At 73.7% G+C, this 18,126-nt stretch carries 11 protein-coding genes; 2 read left to right on the top strand and 9 right to left on the bottom strand.

Annotated elements, in window-relative coordinates; translation table 11 throughout:
* Window positions 1-2,815 (top strand): acyltransferase domain-containing protein (locus tag ACTWQH_RS25495; protein WP_443289077.1); only part of this gene is annotated, 2,815 nt, incomplete at its 5' end.
* A gap of 123 nt (window positions 2,816-2,938) precedes the next feature.
* On the opposite strand, the gene ACTWQH_RS25490 is transcribed toward ACTWQH_RS25495, so the two are convergent.
* From ACTWQH_RS25490 to ACTWQH_RS25455, 8 genes are all read right to left on the bottom strand, one after another.
* A complete protein-coding gene (locus tag ACTWQH_RS25490; RefSeq protein WP_443289076.1) occupies window positions 2,939-7,915 on the bottom strand; it encodes a type I polyketide synthase in 4,977 nt (1,658 codons plus the stop codon).
* A 1-nt stretch (window position 7,916) separates the two neighbouring features.
* Complete coding sequence (locus tag ACTWQH_RS25485; RefSeq protein ID WP_443289075.1) at window positions 7,917-8,786, bottom strand: alpha/beta fold hydrolase; 870 nt, start codon at window positions 8,784-8,786, stop codon at window positions 7,917-7,919.
* Window positions 8,783-9,121, bottom strand: a complete 339-nt coding sequence (locus ACTWQH_RS25480; RefSeq protein WP_443289074.1) for an acyl carrier protein — start codon at window positions 9,119-9,121, stop codon at window positions 8,783-8,785. Before ACTWQH_RS25480 ends, ACTWQH_RS25485 begins: the two co-directional genes overlap by 4 nt.
* Window positions 9,122-9,153: 32 nt before the next feature.
* Entirely contained in the window at window positions 9,154-10,590 is a 1,437-nt protein-coding gene (locus tag ACTWQH_RS25475; protein ID WP_443289073.1) for an NAD(P)/FAD-dependent oxidoreductase, read from the bottom strand.
* A 145-nt stretch (window positions 10,591-10,735) separates the two neighbouring features.
* On the bottom strand, window positions 10,736-11,605 hold the full coding sequence (locus ACTWQH_RS25470; protein WP_443289072.1) for a nuclear transport factor 2 family protein: 870 nt from the start codon (window positions 11,603-11,605) through the stop codon (window positions 10,736-10,738).
* 11 nt (window positions 11,606-11,616) lie between these two features.
* Window positions 11,617-12,801, bottom strand: coding sequence for a cytochrome P450 (locus tag ACTWQH_RS25465; protein ID WP_443289071.1), 1,185 nt, complete (start codon window positions 12,799-12,801; stop codon window positions 11,617-11,619).
* A 60-nt stretch (window positions 12,802-12,861) separates the two neighbouring features.
* A complete protein-coding gene (locus ACTWQH_RS25460; protein WP_443289070.1) occupies window positions 12,862-14,298 on the bottom strand; it encodes an NAD(P)/FAD-dependent oxidoreductase in 1,437 nt (478 codons plus the stop codon).
* Between the two features lie 47 nt (window positions 14,299-14,345).
* Entirely contained in the window at window positions 14,346-15,218 is an 873-nt protein-coding gene (locus ACTWQH_RS25455) for a nuclear transport factor 2 family protein (protein WP_443289069.1), read from the bottom strand.
* Window positions 15,219-15,401: 183 nt separating this feature from the next.
* Between ACTWQH_RS25455 and ACTWQH_RS25450 the strand changes: the two genes are divergently transcribed.
* The gene (locus ACTWQH_RS25450; RefSeq protein ID WP_443289068.1) at window positions 15,402-15,728 is read left to right on the top strand and encodes a hypothetical protein; all 327 of its coding nucleotides are present in this window, start codon (window positions 15,402-15,404) and stop codon (window positions 15,726-15,728) included.
* Here the strand turns inward: ACTWQH_RS25450 and ACTWQH_RS25445 are convergent.
* Window positions 15,714-18,101, bottom strand: a complete 2,388-nt coding sequence (locus ACTWQH_RS25445) for a type I polyketide synthase (RefSeq protein ID WP_443289067.1) — start codon at window positions 18,099-18,101, stop codon at window positions 15,714-15,716. The two genes, ACTWQH_RS25450 and ACTWQH_RS25445, sit on opposite strands and share 15 nt — an antisense overlap.
* Between the last annotated feature and the right edge of the window lie 25 nt (window positions 18,102-18,126).

The raw sequence follows: 18,126 nt of genomic DNA, 5'->3' as shown, positions 1-18,126 counted from the left end.
CGCCGCCCACAACGGCCCGGCCGCCACGGTGATCTCCGGCCCGTTCGAGGAGATCACCACCGTCCTGACGGCCGCCAAGGCCCAGGGGGCGCGGACCCGCACCATCGACGTCGACTACGCCTCCCACAGTCCCCACGTCGACCGCATCCGGGAGGACATCCTCACGGCGCTGGACGGGCTGACCCCCACCGCGGCGGAGGTGGCGTTCTACTCCACCGTCACCACCGAACGCCTGGACACCACCGGCCTGGACGCCGACTACTGGTACACCAACCTCCGCCAGCCCGTCCGCCTCACCGACACCCTCACCACCCTCCTCACCGCCGGCCACCGCCACTTCATCGAAATCAGCCCCCACCCCGTCCTCCTCCCCGGCATCCAGGACACCATCGAAACCGCCAACACCACCACCGCCGCCACCATCCCCACTCTCCGCCGCGACCACGGCGGACCCCACGACTTCGTCCAAGCCCTCGCCCACGCCCACACCACCGGCCTGGCCGTCTCCTGGGCGTCCTGGTTCACCACCACGCCGCCCGCCGCCACCGACCTCCCCACCTACCCCTTCCAACACCAGCGGTACTGGCTGCCCGACGAGCTGGCGGACGCGCCGCCGCCGGAGGCGGACGAGGAGGAGGTCCGGTTCTGGAGCGCCGTCGAGGCGCAGGACCTCCCCGCCGTCTCCGAGACGCTGGGCATCGGTGAGGAGGACGAGCGCCGCTCGTCGCTCGACGCGATGCTGCCGACGCTGTCGCGCTGGCACCGGGAGCGCCACGAGCGGACGACGGTGAACTCCTGGCGCTACCGGATCGGCTGGCGTTCCGTGCCCGACCCCGGCCCGGCGGCCCTGGCGGGCCCGTGGCTGCTGGTCGTGCCGCCGGAGGGCGCCGAGGCGTGGGCAGACGCCTGCGAGCGGGCCCTCGCGGCCGGCGGCGGCGAGGTGCGGCGGCTGGTGACGGACGGGCGGGCCGATGCCGCCGAGCTGGCCGCCGAGTTGCGCGCGCTGGTCGACGGGGGCCCGTCCCCGGCCGGGGTGTTGTCCCTCCTGCCCCTGGACGAGCGCCCGCACGAGGCGTTCCCCGCCGTGGCCGGCGGCGCGACGGGCACCCTCCTGCTGCTGCGGGCCCTGCTCGCGGCCGAGTGGGAGGCGGCGCCCCTGTGGTGCGCCACCCGGGGCGCGGTGGCCGTCGCCGACGACGAACGGCCCGACGCACCCGCGCAGGCCCAGGTGTGGGGTCTCGGCCGGGTGGCCGCGCTGGAGCACCCGGCGGCCTGGGGCGGGCTGGTCGACCTGCCCGCCACGCCCGAGGACCTTGCCCCCGAGCTGCTCTGCGCAACGCTGGCGGGGCGGGACGGCGAGGACCAGGTGGCGCTGCGACCGCAGGGGGCGTTCGTACGCCGACTGCTGCCCGCGCCGCTGGACGCGGAGGCTCCGGCGGGCGCGTGGACGCCCCGGGAGGACGTCCTGGTCACCGGCGGCGGCGTCGCCGGTCCCGCGGCCCACGTCGCGCGGTGGCTGGCCGCGGGCGGCACGAAGCGCGTCGTGCTGCTGGCGCCGGGCGGCCCGGCCGCGCCCGGGGCCGCCGAGCTGGTGGCCGACCTGGCCGAGCTGGGCGCGGAGGCGACGGTGGTGGACGGAGTGCCGTCCGACCCGGCCGACCAACGCGCGCTGGCCGACCGGCTCGCGGAGGCGGGGGCCCGGATCCGCACGCTCATCCACACCGGCGGGCCGGGCGGCCTGGCGCCGCTGGCCGACCTCACGCCGGACCTGCTGGCCGAGGAGCTGTCGACCACCGTGAGCGGTGCCGACCGGCTCGCGGAGCTGTGCGGCCTGGAACCCGACGACTCCGTGGTGGTCTTCTCGTCCGCCTCCTCGGTCTGGGGTGCCGGCGACCACGGCGCCCGAGCCGCGGCCGACGCCTACCTGGACGCGGTGACGCGGCGGCGCGAGGCGGCCGGCGGGCGCGTCGTCCGGGTGGCGTGGGGCGTGTGGAAGGACGTGGCGGGCCAGGGGGCGGTGGAGCGCTCCGAGCGCCACGGCCTCCCGGTCCTCGACCCGGCGCTGGCGCTGTCCGCGCTGCGGCGGACGCTCGACCGTGCCGAGGACGGCGACGAGCACGCCCTGATCGCGGAGGTGGAGTGGGAGCGCTTCGTCCCGCTGTTCACCATGACGCGCGCCAGCCGCCTCTTCGACGAGATACCGGCGGCCCGGCGGGCGGGCCAGGCCGGGCCCGACGTCGTCCCCGACGCCGACGGAGCGGAGAGCCGGACGGCCCTGCGGGACCAGCTCGCGGCCCAGCGGCCCGAGGCGCGCGCCGGTACGCTGCTGGCGCTCGTCCGCACCCACGCGGCGAGCGCGCTGCGCCATCCGACGGCGGAGGCGGTCGATCCCGACCAGCCCTTCAGCGAGCTGGGCTTCGACTCCCTGACGGCCGTCGAGTTCCGCAACCGGCTCCGGAAGGCCACCGGCCTGAGCCTGTCCCCCACGCTGGTCTTCGACTACCCGACACCGACCGCGCTCGCCGGGTACCTGGTGTCGCAGGTGCTCCCCGAGGAGCTGGCCGCGGACCCGGCCGCGGCCCACCTCGACGGGATCGAGGAGGCGCTCGCCGCGCTGGACCCGGACGACCCGCGGCGTGACGGGCTGACGCACCGGCTGCGGGTGCTGCTGTGGCGGTACGCGGACGGGGACGGCGCCGCAGCCGAGCCCGGCGAGGGCGCGGGGACGAGTGAGGGGACGGACGAGGGGGACCTGGAGACGGCGTCCGCCGACGAGATGTTCGCCCTCATCGACCGCGAGTTCGGGCAGTCCTGACGACCCCGGAGGAAGCCCCGAGAAGCCCGGAGCCCTTGACCTGAAGGTCAAGGGCTCCGGGCTTTCTTCTCGGGCTTTCTTGTCGGGGTTTCTTCTCGGGGTTTCTTGTCGTCAGGGCGCCGGTCAGGACTTCCCGAACTCGGTGGTGATCAGGTCGAAGATCTCCTCCGCCGTCGCGCCTTCCAGGTCGTCGTGGGACCCGCCGCCGTTCGCGGAGCGCTCCGGGTCGGCCCACTTGTCGGCCAGCAGCCGCAGCCGCGCGGCGATCCGGGAACGGGCGGCCTCGTCCACGGCGTCCGGCGCGTGGGCGGCGTCCCAGCCGTCGAGCTGCGCCATCACCTGCTGTTCGCCCGAGGCCGCGTCGTCGACGAGCAGCCCGTGCAGGTGGCGGGCGAGCTCCTCGGCCGACGGGTAGTCGAACAGGACGGTCGTGGGCAGCCGCAGGCTGGTGCTGGCGTTGAGCCGGTCCCGCAGCTGGACGGCGGTGACCGAGTCGAAGCCGAGCTCCTGGAACGGCTTGGTGGGCGGCACGTCGTCGGCGGCGGCGTGGCCGAGGACGCCGGCGGCGTGCGCCTGCACGTGCCGCACGAGGATGTGGTGCTGTTCAGCCGGCGTGCCGCCGGCGAGCTTCCGTCTCAGCTGGTCCGTCTCCTCCGCCTCCGGGCCCGTCTCCTCGGCGCGCGCCTCGGCCGCCTCGGGCAGGTCGCCCAGCAGCGGGCTGGGGCGCAGCGCCGTGAAGCTCTCCAGGAAACGCCGCCAGTCGACGGCCGCGATCACGGTGCTGGTCTCGCCGCGTTCGATCACCTGCCGCAGGGAGGCGATGGCCAGCCGCGGGTCCAGGGCGTACAGGCCGCGGCGGCGGAAGAAGGCGAGGTCGTCGGAGTCGGTGGCCATGCCCACCTCACCCCACAGACCCCAGGCCACCGAGGTGGCGGGCAGGCCGAGGCCGCGGCGGTGGTCGGCGAGGGCGTCGAGGTAGGCGTTGGCGGCGGCGTAGCCGCCCTGTCCTCCGCTGCCCCAGGCGGCGGAGACGGAGGAGAACAGCACGAACGCCGAGAGGTCCAGATCCCGCGTCAGCTCGTGCAGGTGCCAGGCCGCCAGCGCCTTCGGCGTAAGCAGCCGGTTCAGGTGCGGGGCGTCCACGTCGGCGACGTAGTCGTGCTCGCTGACACCCGCGGCGTGGATGACGGTGGACAGCGGGTGCTCGGCGGGGATCGCCGCCAGCACGGCGCGCAGGGCCTCCCGGTCGGCCGCGTCGCAGGCCGCGATGGTCACGTCTGAGCCCAGCTCGCGCAGCTCGGCGGCGAGTTCCCCGGCGCCGGGCGCGTCGGGGCCGCGGCGGCTGGTGAGCACCAGGTGGGCGGCGCCCTGTTCGGCCGCCCAGCGGGCCAGCTTGCCGCCGATGCCGCCGGTGCCGCCGGTGATCAGCACGGTGCCACGGGGCCGCCAGTCCCGGCCGGGTCCGGCGTGCCCGGCGGGGGCGTGCGCGACGCGGCGAGCCAGCGTTCCGCTGTCCCGGATCGCCACCTGGTCCTCGGGCGGGCCACCCGCCGGCGTGCCCGCCAGCACGGCCGCCAGCCGGGCCGGGGTCCGCTCGTCGGGGGCGGTCGGCAGGTCCACCAGGCCGCCCCACCGCTGGGAGTGCTCCAGCGCGGCGACCCGGCCCAGGCCCCAACTCGGCGCCTGGAGGGGGTGCGGCAGCGGGTCGTCCCGCCCGGTGGACACCGCGCCCTGCGTGAGGCACCACAGCGGCGCGGTGAGGTCCGCGTCGCCGAGCGCCTGGATGGCGGCCGTGGTGGCGGCGAGCCCCGCGGGCACGGCGGGATGGTCGGGGTGGGGGTCCTCGGCGAGCGCCAGCAGGCTGAGCACGCCCGCGAACGCCCCGGACGGCGAGGCGCCGTCCGGGAGGAGGGCCGTCAGGGCTTCGGCGAGCGCCTGGCGGCCGGTGGCGGGGTCGACGAGACAGGTGGTGGCCTCGGCGCCGTGCCCGGTCAGGGCCCGCGTCGCCGTCCGCACCGCCGGGTGGTCCTCGTGGCCGGCGGGGACGAGCAGCAGCCAGGTGCCGCTCAGCGCCGGCGGTGCGGGCTCGGGCAGCCGCGTCCACTCGATCCGGTGGCGCCACGACGCCAGGGTGGCGTCCTCGCGGTGGCGGCGGCGCCAGGCGGCCAGCACGGGCAGGGCCGGCCGCAGCGCCTCGACGTCCTCCGCTCCGGCGGCGGGCTCCGGCCCCAGCAGCCGCGCGAGCGTCTCGGCGTCCTGCTCCTCGATGGCATCCCACAGCTCGGCCTCGGCCGGATCCTGCGCCCCGTCACCACCGGCCGGCCGGGCCGGCGTGAGCCAGTAGGGCTGGCGTTGGAAGGGGTAGGTGGGGAGGTCGAGGGTGGGAGGTGGGGGGGTGGGGTACCAGGGGGTCCAGTCGATGGAGGTGTGGGTGTGGAGGCGGGCCAGGGCGTGGGCCAGGGCCTCGGTTTCGGGCTGCTTGCGGGTGAGGGTGGGGATGAGCTGCGGCTGCTGGGACTGCCCTTCCAGGGCATCGAGGGTGTCGAGGGTGGTGCGGGCAGGGGGCAGCAGGACGGCGTCGGGGCCGATTTCGAGGTAGGTGGTGGTGTGAGGGGCGGTGTGGGCGATGGCGGGGTGGAAGTGGACGGCCTGGCGGATGTGCCGGGTCCAGTAGTCGGGAGTGGTGATCTCCTCGCCCGCCGGCCGGCCGGTGAGGTTGCTGATCAGAGGGGTGTGCGGGGCGTGGAAGGCGAGCTGGCCGATGGCCTGCTGGAAGCCGTCGAGGGCGGGCTCCATCAGCGGGGAGTGGAAGGCGTGGGAGACGGTGAGGGCCTTGGCCTTGCGGCCGGTGTCCTTCCAGGCGGTGGTGATCTCCGCCACCAGCTCGGCGGGGCCGGAGACGACGGTGGAGGTGGGGGCGTTCAGCGCGGCGATGGCGACCTGGCCCTCGTAGGGGGCGATGGCCTCGGCCGCTTCCTCGGCGGTGGCTTCCAGGGCGGTCATGGCGCCGCCGGGGGGCAGCGCGCCCAGTGCGGTGGCGCGGGCGGCGACCAGCCGGCAGGCGTCATCGAGGGAGAAGACGCCGGCGGTGTGGGCGGCGGCGATCTCGCCGATGGAGTGCCCGATGACCGCGTCGGGCCGCAGGCCGGAGGCGTTCAGCAGGCGGGCCAGGGCGACCTGGACGGCGAAGAGCCCGGCCTGGGTGTAGGTGGTGTGGTGGATCAGCTCGGCGGTCGCCGCGTCACCGGTGGCGAAGACGACCTCGCGCAGGGGATGCTCCAGGTGCGGGTCCAACGCCGCGCACACCTCGTCGAAGGCCTGCGCGAACACCGGGAACCGGGCGTACAACTCGGCGCCCATACCCGGCCGCTGACTCCCCTGACCCGAGAACAGCCACACCGTCTGACCGGCGCCGGACGAAGCGACGGTGGACCGCACGAGCGCCGGGTGCTCCTCACCGGCCGCCAGCGCGGCCAGGCCCGCCCGCAGCATGCCGGCGTCCCGGCCCACGACCACCGCCCGGTCGGGGAGCGCCGCGCGCGTGGTCGCCAGCGACCAGCCGACCGCCTCGGGATCGGGGTCCTGGGCCGTCGCGTGGAGCAGCCGCTGGGCCTGTGCGCGCAGCGCCGACGCGCCGCGCGCCGACACCACCCACGGCGTGGCCCGGGCCGCCGGCCGCTCCCCGGCCGCGTTGCCCTCCTGGGGGGCGGGTTCGGGCGCCTCCTCCAGGACGACGTGCGCGTTCGTCCCGGAGAAGCCGAAGGAGGACACGCCCGCGCGCCGGGGGTGCTCGGCGCGGGGCCAGGCGGCGGCGTCGTGCAGCAGGCGCAGGGCGCCGCCGCTCCAGTCCACGTGGGGGTTGGGCTCGCCGATGTGGAGGGAGCGCGGCAGCGTCTCGTGACGCATCGCCATGACCATCTTGATGACGCCCGCCACGCCGGCGGCCATCTGGGTGTGTCCGATGTTGGACTTGATCGAGCCCACGAGCACCGGCCGGTCCTCGGGCCGGTCCTGGCCGTAGGTGGCCAGCAGCGCCTGGGCCTCGATGGGGTCGCCGAGGCTGGTGCCGGTGCCGTGCGCCTCGACCGCGTCCACGTCGGCCGGCGCGAGGCGGGCGTCGGCCAGCGCCCGCTGGATGACGCGCTGCTGGGAGGGGCCGTTCGGCGCGGTCAGCCCGTTGGAGGCGCCGTCCTCGTTGACGGCGGAGCCGCGGATGACCGCCAGCACCCGGTGCCCGTTGCGGCGGGCGTCCGACAGGCGTTCCAGCAGGACGATCCCGGCGCCTTCGGAGAGGGTCATGCCGTCGGCGTCCGCCGAGAAGGGCTTCGACCGCCCGTCGGGGGCCACGGCGCCCATGTCGCTGAAGCCGACCAGCGGTGCCGGCGAGGACATGACGCACACCCCGCCGGCCAGCGCGAGCTCCAGCTCCCCGCGCCGCAGGGCCTGGCAGGCCAGGTGGATCGCGACGAGCGAGGAGGAGCACGCGGTGTCCAGCGTGACCGCGGCGCCCTCCAGGCCCAGGGTGTAGGCGACGCGACCGGAGGTCACGCTCGGCGAGTTGCCGGTCGTCAGGTGGCCGGCCGCGCCCTCGGGCACCTGGAGGGAGTTGAGGAAGTAGTCCAGGCCGTCGCAGCCGAGGTAGGTGCCGGTGGCGCTGCCGTGCAGGCTGTGCGGGTCGATGCGGGCGTGCTCGATCGCCTCCCAGGCCACCTCCAGCGCCAGCCGCTGCTGCGGGGCCATGGTGATCGCCTCGCGCGGGCTGATCCCGAAGAATCCGGCGTCGAACTGGTCGGCGTCGTAGAGGAAGCCGCCGCCGCGCACGTAGCTGGTGTCCGAACGGGCGCGATCGGGGTCGTAGACGGTGTCGAGGTCCCAGCCGCGGTTGGTGGGCAGCTCGCCGATGCCCTCGCGGCCGGCGTCGACCAGCTCCCACAGCTCCTGGGCGGATCGCACGCCGCCGGGGTACCGGCAGCCGATGCCGACGATCGCGATGGGCTCGTGGTGGGCGTACTCGACGTCCTTGAGCCGACGCTGCGCCTCGCGCAGGTCGGCCGTCACGCGCTTGAGGTAGTCAAGGAGTTTCTTGTCGTCATTCGCCATATCAGGACCGTTCCGACAGCGGCTTGTCGACGATGCGTGCCAGGTCGAGCAGGTCGTTGGCCACCCGCTCGGGCTGGTCGGCGTGGAGGCTGTGGTCGCCGCCGATGTACCAGCGGGACTCGGCCTGCGGCATGGCGGCCTCGGCCTCCTCGACCCAGGTTCGCGACGGCATGCCCAGGGTGGGGGCGTAGGGGGGCTGGGCGTTGAGCATCAGGACGGGCACCCTGATGGCGGGATACCAGCGCGCCGGCGGGTCGTTCCACATGCTGTCCGCCAGCGCCAGGTAGTACTCCTTCGGCAGCCGCTGCACGAGCAGCCCGTCGGGCCCCTCCTCCAGGTCGGCCATGCTCGCGGCGACGGCCGTCTCCGACCAGTGCGGGTGGATGGCCTGGTGGAGCTCCAGCATGGTCTCCTTGGTCATGCCCGTCTGGTCGGGGCGGAACCAGCCGAGGTTCGGCGCGCTCTTCTCCCCGTCGGAGGTGTGGACGGCGCGGATCCAGCCGCCGTCCACCAGCCCGAGGCCGGCGACCAGCCCGGCGTGCTCGGCCGTGAGCCGCACCGCGACGTTCCCTCCCCAGGAGTGGGCGGCGAGCAGCACGCCGCTCAGCCGCAGCTCGCGGCAGACGGTGACCGCGTCCGCCACGACGGTGGCGTGGTCGTAGCCGTGGTCCGGCAGGTCGGACTCGCCGTGCCCGCGCGCGTCGAGCGCGTAGACGGGGTGGCCGGCGGCCTGGAGCCGCTCGGCGACCTCGTCCCACATCCGGGCGTTGGACCCCAGCCCGTGAAACAGCAGGAACGGGCGGCCGTCGCCGCCCGGCCGGTGCCGCACGTTCAGCGTCACGCCGCCGGCTACCGCGATGGACAGCTTCATGACGTCTCGTAGGTCTCCGCGAGGAACTTGCCGAGCAGGGTCGGGGTGGGGTGTTCCACGATCGCCACGAGGGGCACCTCGAGCCCGGAGTTGTTCATGAGGCTCTTGGAGAGCTTCAGTGCGCTGAGCGAGCTCAGGCCGTTCTCCAGGAAGTTGCTCTCCTCGTCCAGCTCCGCGCTCTCGAGGATCTGGGACGCCTCCCGGACCACCAGGTCGGTGAGGATCTCCTGGCGTTCCTCCGGCGTCGCGGCGGCGAGGCTCGCGACCAGCTCTTCGTCCACGGCGGACGCGTCGATCGGGGATTCCTCGTTGGGGGATTCTGCGGTGGGTTCCACGGCTGGACCTTTCTCGGTGTCGTGTCGGCGGGTCAGTCGAGCACGCCCCTGGCGGCGACGCCGGACGGCTTGAGCCCGACCATCTCCAGCTCGCCGGGGCGGAACGGCGGTTCGACGAGCTCCGGGTAGGTGGTGTCGGTGCGCAGCAGCGACAGGAAGCCGGCCTCGCCGAGGGCCTTCTGGGGCGCGTTGAGGCTCAGCACGCGGGTGGCCACCTCGGAGACCTTCGGCGAGCGGATCGACTTGCCGGAGATGAAGTCGGCGAACCGCAGCATCTCCGCGGTGTCCGGGCCGGTGAGCCGCGGGTCGGTGGAGAGGTTGCGGCAGTTGACGAACTGGATGTCCTTCAGGCCGGCCATGATCCACGGGTCGTCGACGACCTCGCTCAGCGCCCGCTGGACCTGCCGGGTGCCGCCCTCGGCGAAGCCGTCGCGCGCCAGCTCGGCGTCGAGGGCCTCGGCGGCGCGGGCGGCTGCGCTCATGCCGTGGCCGTAGACCGGGTTGAACGCCGCCAGCGAGTCGCCGATGATCAGCAGGCCCTCCGGCCACTTCGCCATGCGCTCGGGGTAGAGGCGCCGGTTGGCGCCCGAGTGCGACTGGAAGATCGGGCTGACGGGCTCGGCGACGCCGATGAGGTCCCTGACGATGGGGTGCCGCAGCCCCTTGGCGAACGCCTCGAAGTCGCCCTCGTTGGTGGGCAGCGGGGCGCCGCGTGTGCAGGTCATGGTGATCAGCCAGCGGCCGCCCTCCTGGGGGTAGACGACGCCGAAGCGGCCGGGCTCCCGGGTGGTGTGGTCGGCGGCGACCTGGACGGCGGGGAAGGCGTCGCCCGCGCTCTCGGGCGCCTTGAACATGCGCGTGGCGTAGCCCACGCCGAGGTCGACCACGTCCTGCTGCACGGCCGGCAGGCCGAGGGCCGCCAGCCAGCGGCCCAGGCGCGAGGCCCGCCCGGTGGCGTCCACCACCAGGTCCGCCTCCAGCAGCCGGGGCTCGCCGCCGTCCGCGTCGCGCACCCGCACGCCCGTGACCCGCGAGCCGTCCCCGGCCAGGTCGACGACCTCGGTGCCCTGCTCCACCCGGATCCGGCCGCCCGCGAGGATCGCCTCCCGCACGGTGAAGTCCAGCAGGGGGCGCGTGCACATGATGGCGTACGCGGCCGCCGGGAAGCGGTGCTGCCAGCCCGCGGCCGTCAGGGTCACCAGGTCGCTCTGGAATCCGATCCGGCGCGCGCCGGCCTCCAGCAGCCGCTCGGTGGTGCCCGGCAGCAGGTCCTCGACGATGCCCGCGCCGCTGGACCACAGCACGTGGACGTGGCGCGCCTGGGGCTGTCCCTTGCGGTGGTCGGGCCCGTCGGGCAGAACGTCGCGCTCCACCACGGTCACGGATTCCAGGTGACGGGCCAGCACGTGGGCGGTCAGCATGCCGGCCCATCCGCCGCCCAGCACGACGGCACGCGTCGGTGTGGTCATAGCACGAAGTCCCTTCGAAACGGGCGCGCCCGAAATGGCATTTGGTCGTGGCCTTGGACACCCGTCGTCAGGGTGTCCCGAACGTCTTAAGTGCGTCTTTCGATGCCCGGCCGATCCACGGCGCCGGACGGGTGCCGGACGGCGATCAGGGATCCTTGTGGGCGTCGTCCCCGAAGGTCGTGTCCGTGATTCCCCAGAAGCCCTGGATGTGGACGCCCAGGCCTTCCTCGTTCAATTCGCAGATCGTGATCATGCGCATGCGCATCTTCTCCGGCACGAAGATCCGCGCGTCGCCCCGGATCACCACGAACCGTCCGTCCATCGACGAGACGGGCTTCGCGAGGATCTCGTTGACCTTGCCCGCCGAGCCGTGGCCCACGTGGGTGCGCAGGGCGTCCTTGCCCCGCAGCTTCATGCGGCCCACCGGGTCCTCGAAGACGACGTCCTCCGAGAACAGGGCGACGGTGCCCTCCACGTCGCCGGCCTCCAGCCGCCGCGCGTAGGTGTAGGGCAGCTGCCTGAGGGCCGCCTCCCGGGCGGGAAGGGTCTCCAGGCCGCGGAACGACCCCGCCCTGCCGTCGGTTGAGACCTCGAGGTCGGGCCGGCCCCAGAAGGCCCGCATGTCCTCGATGAGGCCCGACTCGCCGACGCGGAGGAGCAGCGCGTAGCGGCAGCGCATGCCGGCGGGCTCCGTGGCGTCCGAGGTGGGCAGCCACCCGCGGTCGGCGTACACCGGGCCGCGGGGGCGGTAGTCCATGACCGCGGTGATCTGGGCCAGCACCTGCTCGCCGTCCTGCGCGACGACCACGTCCTCCACGGTCTCGCCGGCGTTCCCGGCCACCGCGGTCGCGAGGTGCGCGCGCAGCGCCTCGTGCCCGGAGAGCGCGCCGGTGCCGACGGGGTCCTCGAACGTGGCGTCCTTCGCGTACAGCTCCAGAAGCGCCTCGATATCACCGGCGCTCAGGCGCTCGCTGTGTTCGCGTGCGATCTTCTTGCGGGTGCGCTCGCTGATCACGTTGTCCTCCCTCAGTGCGCCTCGACGACGACGGGGAACTGCTTCAGCGCGGCCACAAGGGGATTGGTGTAATACACCACCTCCCGGCCGGGGTCCGGTCGCAGCTCCGGGTACCGGGTCAGCAGCTGCTCCAGCATCACCCTGGTTTCGAGCCGGCTCAGCGCCGCGCCGATGCAGTAGTGGATGCCGAGTCCGAATGCGAGGTGTGCGTTGGGACGGCGGTGGATATCGAAGACGTCGGGGTCGGTGAAATGGCTCTCGTCCCGGTTGGCCGACCCGAGCCAGACGGTCACGAGCTGCCGTGCGGGAATCCGCTGCCCGGCCAACGTGACGTCGGTGGTCGTCATCCGGTGCAGCGAGGCGAGCGTCGGCTGATAGCGCAGGACCTCTTCTGTCACCTTCGGCAGCAGGCCCATGTCCTTGCGAATCTCCGCCATCGTCGCGGGGTGCTCGCAGAGCAGTCGCACGGTATGCGACATCACCATCGTCGTCGAGAACAGCCCTGCGCTGAACAGCAGGCGGGCGAAGCTCGTTATGTCGTCGTCGGACAAGGGCTGACCGTCGATGTCCAGGGTGGTCAGCCGGGTCAGGAGGTCGTCGCGCGGATCGGCCCGGCGAGCGGTCAGATGGCCGTGGAGATAATCCAGGATCTCCATCCCTCCCGAGACCGCCTTGGTTTCGTAGAACTTCTGCCCCGCCTCCGGGTCCAGGGACAGCAGGCTCTCCACCCACGCGTGAAAGCGGCCATGATCCTCGGCGGGAAGACCGAGTAACTCCAGAGTCACCATGATGGGGAACGGGTACAGAATGTCCGCCACGAGATCGGCACGCCCGTCGGTCGTGAGGGTGTCCAGCAGCTCGCCGGCGATTCGGGTGATCCGCGACTCCAGTCGCCCCACCGCGCGGCCGGTGAACTCCGTGCCGAGAACGCCGCGCAGCGCGCGATGGCGCGGCGGGTCCGTCGTGTCGAGCTGCCTGGCGTTCAGCACACCGGGCAGCATCTTCGACCAGTCCGAGGAGAAGGTCGCCGGATCCCTCAGGACCTTCGCCACGTCGGCATAGCGGTACACCATCCAGGCTCCCGTCACCGGATCCCGGTGCACCGGCTGTTCCTTCCGCATCAGCCGCCACCAGTCGATCACCGCGGGATCACTGACGGGCGGCTGGCGGTCGGCCGTTTTCAGTGGATCGCTCATGGCGAGGCTCTCCTGGTGCGTGGTGCCGGAACGGGCGGAATACCTGAGCGGGCCATCGGGCTATTCGGGCACGCCCTTCGCGGCGATGCTGGACGGCTCGAGCCCGACCATCTCCAGCTCGCCTGGGCGGAAGGGCGGTTCGAGCAGCTCCGGGTACGTCTCGTCGGTCCGCAGCAGCGACAGGAAGTGAGAGTCGCCCAGGGCCTTCTGGGGCGCGTTCAGGCTGAGGACGCGGGTGGCGACCTCGTTGATCTTCGGCGACCTGATCGACCTGTCGGCGATGAAGTCGGAAAACCGCAGCCGCTCCGCGGTGTCCGGGCCGGTGAGCCGCGGGTCGGTGGAGAGGTTGCGGCAGTTGACGAACTGGATGTCCTTCAGGCCGGCCATGATCCACGGGTCGTCGACGACCTCGCTCAGGGCTCGTTGTATCTGGCGGGTGCCGCCCTCGCCGAAGGCGCCGCCCGCCAGCATCCCGTTCAGGGCCTCGGCGGCGCGGGCGGCGGCGCTCATGCCGTGCCCGTAGACCGGGTTGAACGCCGCCAGTGCGTCGCCGATGACCAGCAGGCCCTCCGGCCACGTCGCCATGCGCTCGGGGTAGAGGCGCCGGTTGGCGCCGGAGTGCGACTGGGAGATCGGGCTGATGGGCTCGGCGACGCCGATGAGGTCCCTGACGATCGGGTGCCGCAGCGTCTCGGCGAAGCCGGTGAACTCGTCCTCGTGAGCGGGCAGCGGGACACCGCGCGTGGTGGTGAGGGTGATCAGCCAGCGGCCGCCCTCCTGGGGGTAGACGACGCCGAAGCGGGCGGGCTCCCGGGTGCGGTGGTCGGAGGCGACCATGACCGCGGGGAAGGTGCCGCTCGCGCCCTCGGGCGCCTTGAACATGCGCGTGGCGTAGCCCACGCCGGCGTCGACCACGTCCTGCTGCACGGCCGGCAGGCCGAGGGCCGCCAGCCAGCGGCCCAGGCGCGAGGCCCGCCCGGTGGCGTCCACCACCAGGTCCGCCTCCAGCAGCCGGGGCTCGCCGCCGTCCGCGTCGCGCACCCGCACGCCCGTGACCCGCGAGCCGTCCCCGGCCAGGTCGACGACCTCGGTGCCCTGCTCCACCCGGATCCGGCCGCCCGCGAGGATCGCCTCCCGCACGGTGAAGTCCAGCAGGGGGCGCGTGCACATGATGGCGTACGCGGCCGCCGGGAAGCGGTGCTGCCAGCCCGCGGCCGTCAGGGTCACCAGGTCGCTCTGGAATCCGATCCGGCGCGCGCCGGCCTCCAGCAGCCGCTCGGTGGTGCCCGGCAGCAGGTCCTCGACGATGCCCGCGCCGCTGGACCACAGCACGTGGACGTGGCGCGCCTGGGGCTGTCCCTTGCGGTGGTCGGGCCCGTCGGGCAGAACGTCGCGCTCCACCACGGTCACGGATTCCAGGTGACGGGCCAGCACGTGGGCGGTCAGCATGCCGGCCCATCCGCCGCCCAGCACGACGGCACGCGTCGGTGTGGTCATGGCTCGAAATCCCTCCCATCGTCTTCCGCCCAGGACACGGACAGGGTTTATGTGTCCGTGCCGGAGGCGTCGTCCCCGAAGGTCGTGTCCGTGAGCCCCCAGAAGCCCTGGATGTGAACTCCGCGGCATTCCTCGTTCAGTTCGCAGATCGTGATCATGCGCATGCGCATCTTTTCCGGGACGAAGATCCGCGCGTCCCCCCGGATCACCACGAACCGTTCGTCCATCGACGACACGGGCCGCGCCAGAATCTCGTTCACCTTGCCCGCGGATCCGTGGGCCACGTGCTTGCGCAGTGCGTCCTTCCCCCGCAGCTTCATGACGCCCACTGGGTCCTCGAAGACGACGTCGTCCGTGAAGAGGGCGACGGTCCCTTCCACGTCGCCGGCCTCCAGCCGCCGGGCGTAGGTGTAGGGCAGCTGCCTGACGGCCTCCTCCCGGGGAGAAAGGGCCTCACAGCCCCGGAAGGACCCCGCCGCGCCGTCGGCGGAGGTCTCGACGTCGGGCCGTCCCCAGTACGCCCGCATCTCCTCGATGAGACCGGACTCGCCGAGGCGGAGCAGCAGCGCGAAGCGCCGGCGCAGGACGGACGGCTCCTCGCCCTCCGGCGCGGGCAGCCAGCCGCGGTCGGCGTAGACCGGGCCGCAGGGCCGGTAGTCCATGACCGCGGTGATCTGGGCCAGCACCTGCTCGCCGTCCTGCGCGACGACCGAGTCCTCGATGGTCTCCCTGGCGTTCGCGGCCACCAGGGTCTCGAAGTGCGCGCGCAGCGCCTCGCGGCCTGCCTGGCCGCCGGCGCCGACGGGATCCTCGAACGTGGCGTCGTCCGCGTACAGTTCGAGAAGTCCGTCGATATCGCCCGCGCTCAGGCGCTCGCTGTGTTCGCGTGCGATCTTCTTGCGGGTGCGCTCGCTGATCACGTGCCCTCCCTGCGTCACCCTCGGCTTGTCTGTTTCGACGCCGCAAATTCCGGCTCAGTCTTGCCGGATGCTCTTAAGCAGACCTTTCCGGCGTTCGTCATTGCGGGACGGTTGCTCATCTCGATACGGTGCACGAGAACATTCGAGACAACGTGTATTCAGGTGCTTTGAAAGGCCCTCGCGATGGTGACGCACACCCTGGTGTTTTCGTTCCCAGAGACGATGTCCGGGCCGGACCGCGAGCGATTCTTCAGCGAATTGGCCGATACGATCCGCGGCACAGGTCTGGCAGAGTCGTTCGACCACCGACCGCACCTTCCGCTGCCGAGCGACACCCATGCTCCGGTGTTCGTCTCCTCGGCGATGGCGGAGGTGAGGTGTGCCGACCTGGCCGCGCTGAAAAAGCTGTCCGTCCATCCGCTGCTGGGCGAGTTCGTTCTCCGGTGGCACGACAGGTTTCCCTACCAGGTCGTGTGGATCAACTCCGACGCCACGTCACCCCTCGCGTAGCCGGCTCAGATCGAACTCCGCACGCCAGTAGCGTGCGCGCTGGAAGGCGTACGTGGGCAGCTCGACGCGGTGGGCGTCGGTGCCGGCGTAGACGGCCTGCCAGTTGACGGCGGTGCCGTGGGCGTGGACCTGGGCGAGGGCGGCGGCCATGGCGGTCACCTCCCCGGCGCCGGGCGGCAGCGCGGCCACCGCGTGCAGGCCCTCGCCGGCGAGGGTGGCGGCCACCTCGTGCCCGCCGAGTTCGAGGTAGACCGTGCCCTCGCGGGCCAGCGCGCGGGCCTCGGCGGCGACGTCGCGCGCGGCGTTGGCCGGGTCGGGCGGGCCGGTCAGCGCCGCGCAGGCGTCGGGCAGCGACAGCCGTCCGCCGACGTGGCCGGCGGCGAGCCCTCCGACGCCCTGGCCGCGCACCGCGCCGGGCCGCGCCCCCCACGACTCGACCAGGCGGAACAGCGCCACCTGGATCACGAAGTCCCTCGCCGGGCCGACGGCATCCGCCGAGGCGGGGCCGGCGCCGATGAGCATGGCGTCGCGGGGCGGGAAGCCCGGGTGGGCCTCGAGAGCCGCGCAGACGGCGTCGAAGGCGCCGGCGAACGCCGGGAAGGCGTCGTACAGCTGCTTGCCGGTGCCCGGCGGGAGGGCGTTGCCGGTGAGGAGGACGACGAGCCGGTGGCGGCGTCCCAGCGCGCCCCGCGCGAGGTGGGGCGAGGGCCGCCCCTCGGCCAGCGCCCGCAGGCCGTCCAGCAGTTCCTGCCGGCTGCCGCCGACGACCACGCCGCGGTGTCCCAGGGTGGCCCGGGACGTCGCCAGCGACCAGCCGACGTCGGCGGGCCGCAGCTCGCCGCGCCGGTCGAGGTGGTCCAGCAGCCTGGCCGCCTGCGCGCGCAGCGCGTCGGCGTCGCAGCCCGAGACCGGCCACAGCACCGCGCCGGCGGCCGCCGGCCCCCGGCCCGCCTCCGCCGGCGGGGAGGGGGCGGGCGGCGCGTCGTGCGGGGCCTGTTCGAGGATCACGTGCGCGTTGGTGCCGCCGAATCCGAAGGAGGACACGCCGGCCCGGCGCGGCCGGTCCGTGTCGGGCCAGGGGGTCGCCTCGCTCGCCAGCCGGATGCGGCCCTCCTCCCAGAGGATGTGCGGTGAGGGCGCCTCGGAGTGCAGGGAGCGCGGCACAACGCCGTGGCGCATGGCCTGCACCATCTTGATCAGCCCGGCCATGCCGCTGGCGGCCTGGCTGTGGCCGATGTTGGACTTCACCGACCCCAGCAGCAGCGGCCGGCCGGCGGGGCGGCCCTCGTGGTAGACGGCGGCGAGGGCCTTGGCCTCGATCGCGTCGCCGAGCATGCCGCCCGTGCCCTGGCCCTCGACGACGTCGACCTCGTGCGGCTTGAGGCCGGAGCTGACCACGGCCTGCCTGATCAGGCGTTCCTGGGCGGGCCCGTTGGGCGTGTTGGGGCCGCTGGCGCCGCCTTCCTGGCCGACCGCGCCGCCCCGCACGACGGCGAGCACCGGGTGCCCCTGTGCGCGGGCGGTGGACAGGCGCTCCAGGAGCACCACGCCGGCTCCCTCGGCGAAGGCGATCCCGGCCGCCTCGTCGGCGAAGGAGCGGCAGCGGGCGGCGACGGGCAGCCCGATGCCCTGGCCCGATCCGACGAACCGGTTCGGGCTGGCCATCACGGCGACGCCGCCGGCCAGCGCCATGCCGCACTCGCCGTCGCGCAGCGCCCGGCATGCCAGGTGCAGCGCGACCATCGAGCTGGAGCAGGCGGTGTCGATGGTGGCGGTGGGCCCTTCGAGGCCGAAGGTGGCCGCGATGCGGCCGGAGAGCGCGGCGGCGGTGCTGCCGGCGCCCATGTCCTCCAGCAGCTCGTCGGGGACGCTGGTGATGTTCTGCGTGTAGTCCTGGCCGCTGGTGCCCATGAAGACGCCGTACCGGCTGCCGCGCACCGACCGCGGGTCGATGCCGCCGCGTTCGAACGCCTCCCACGCGGTCTCCAGCAGCAGCCGCTGCTGGGGGTCCATCACCGACGCCTGCCCCGGCGAGATCCCGAAGGGCGCCGGGTCGAACGCGCCGGCGTCGCCGAGGAATCCGCCCTCCGAGACGGCGCTGCGCAGCACCGGGTCGGCGTCCGGCCCGCAGATGGCGTCCAGGTCCCAGCCCCGGTCGTCGGGGAAGGCGGTGATGGCGTCCCGCTCCTCGGACACCAGCGTCCACAGGTCCTCCGGCGACGCGACGCCGCCGGGGTAGCGGCAGGCCATCGCGACGATCGCGACGGGGTCGCGGGACGCCGCGCGCAGCTCGTCGTTCTCCTTGCGCAGCCGGTCGAGCTCCAGCAGCGAGGTGCGCAGGGCCTCGACGACCCGGTCGTCGGCCACGGTCATGACTCTCCTCCGAGGGGGTGGCGCA

The organism is Streptomyces sp. 6N223, assembly GCF_052246635.1.
Lineage (GTDB): Bacteria > Actinomycetota > Actinomycetes > Streptomycetales > Streptomycetaceae > Streptomyces.
This window is presented reverse-complemented; position numbering and strand designations above follow the sequence as displayed.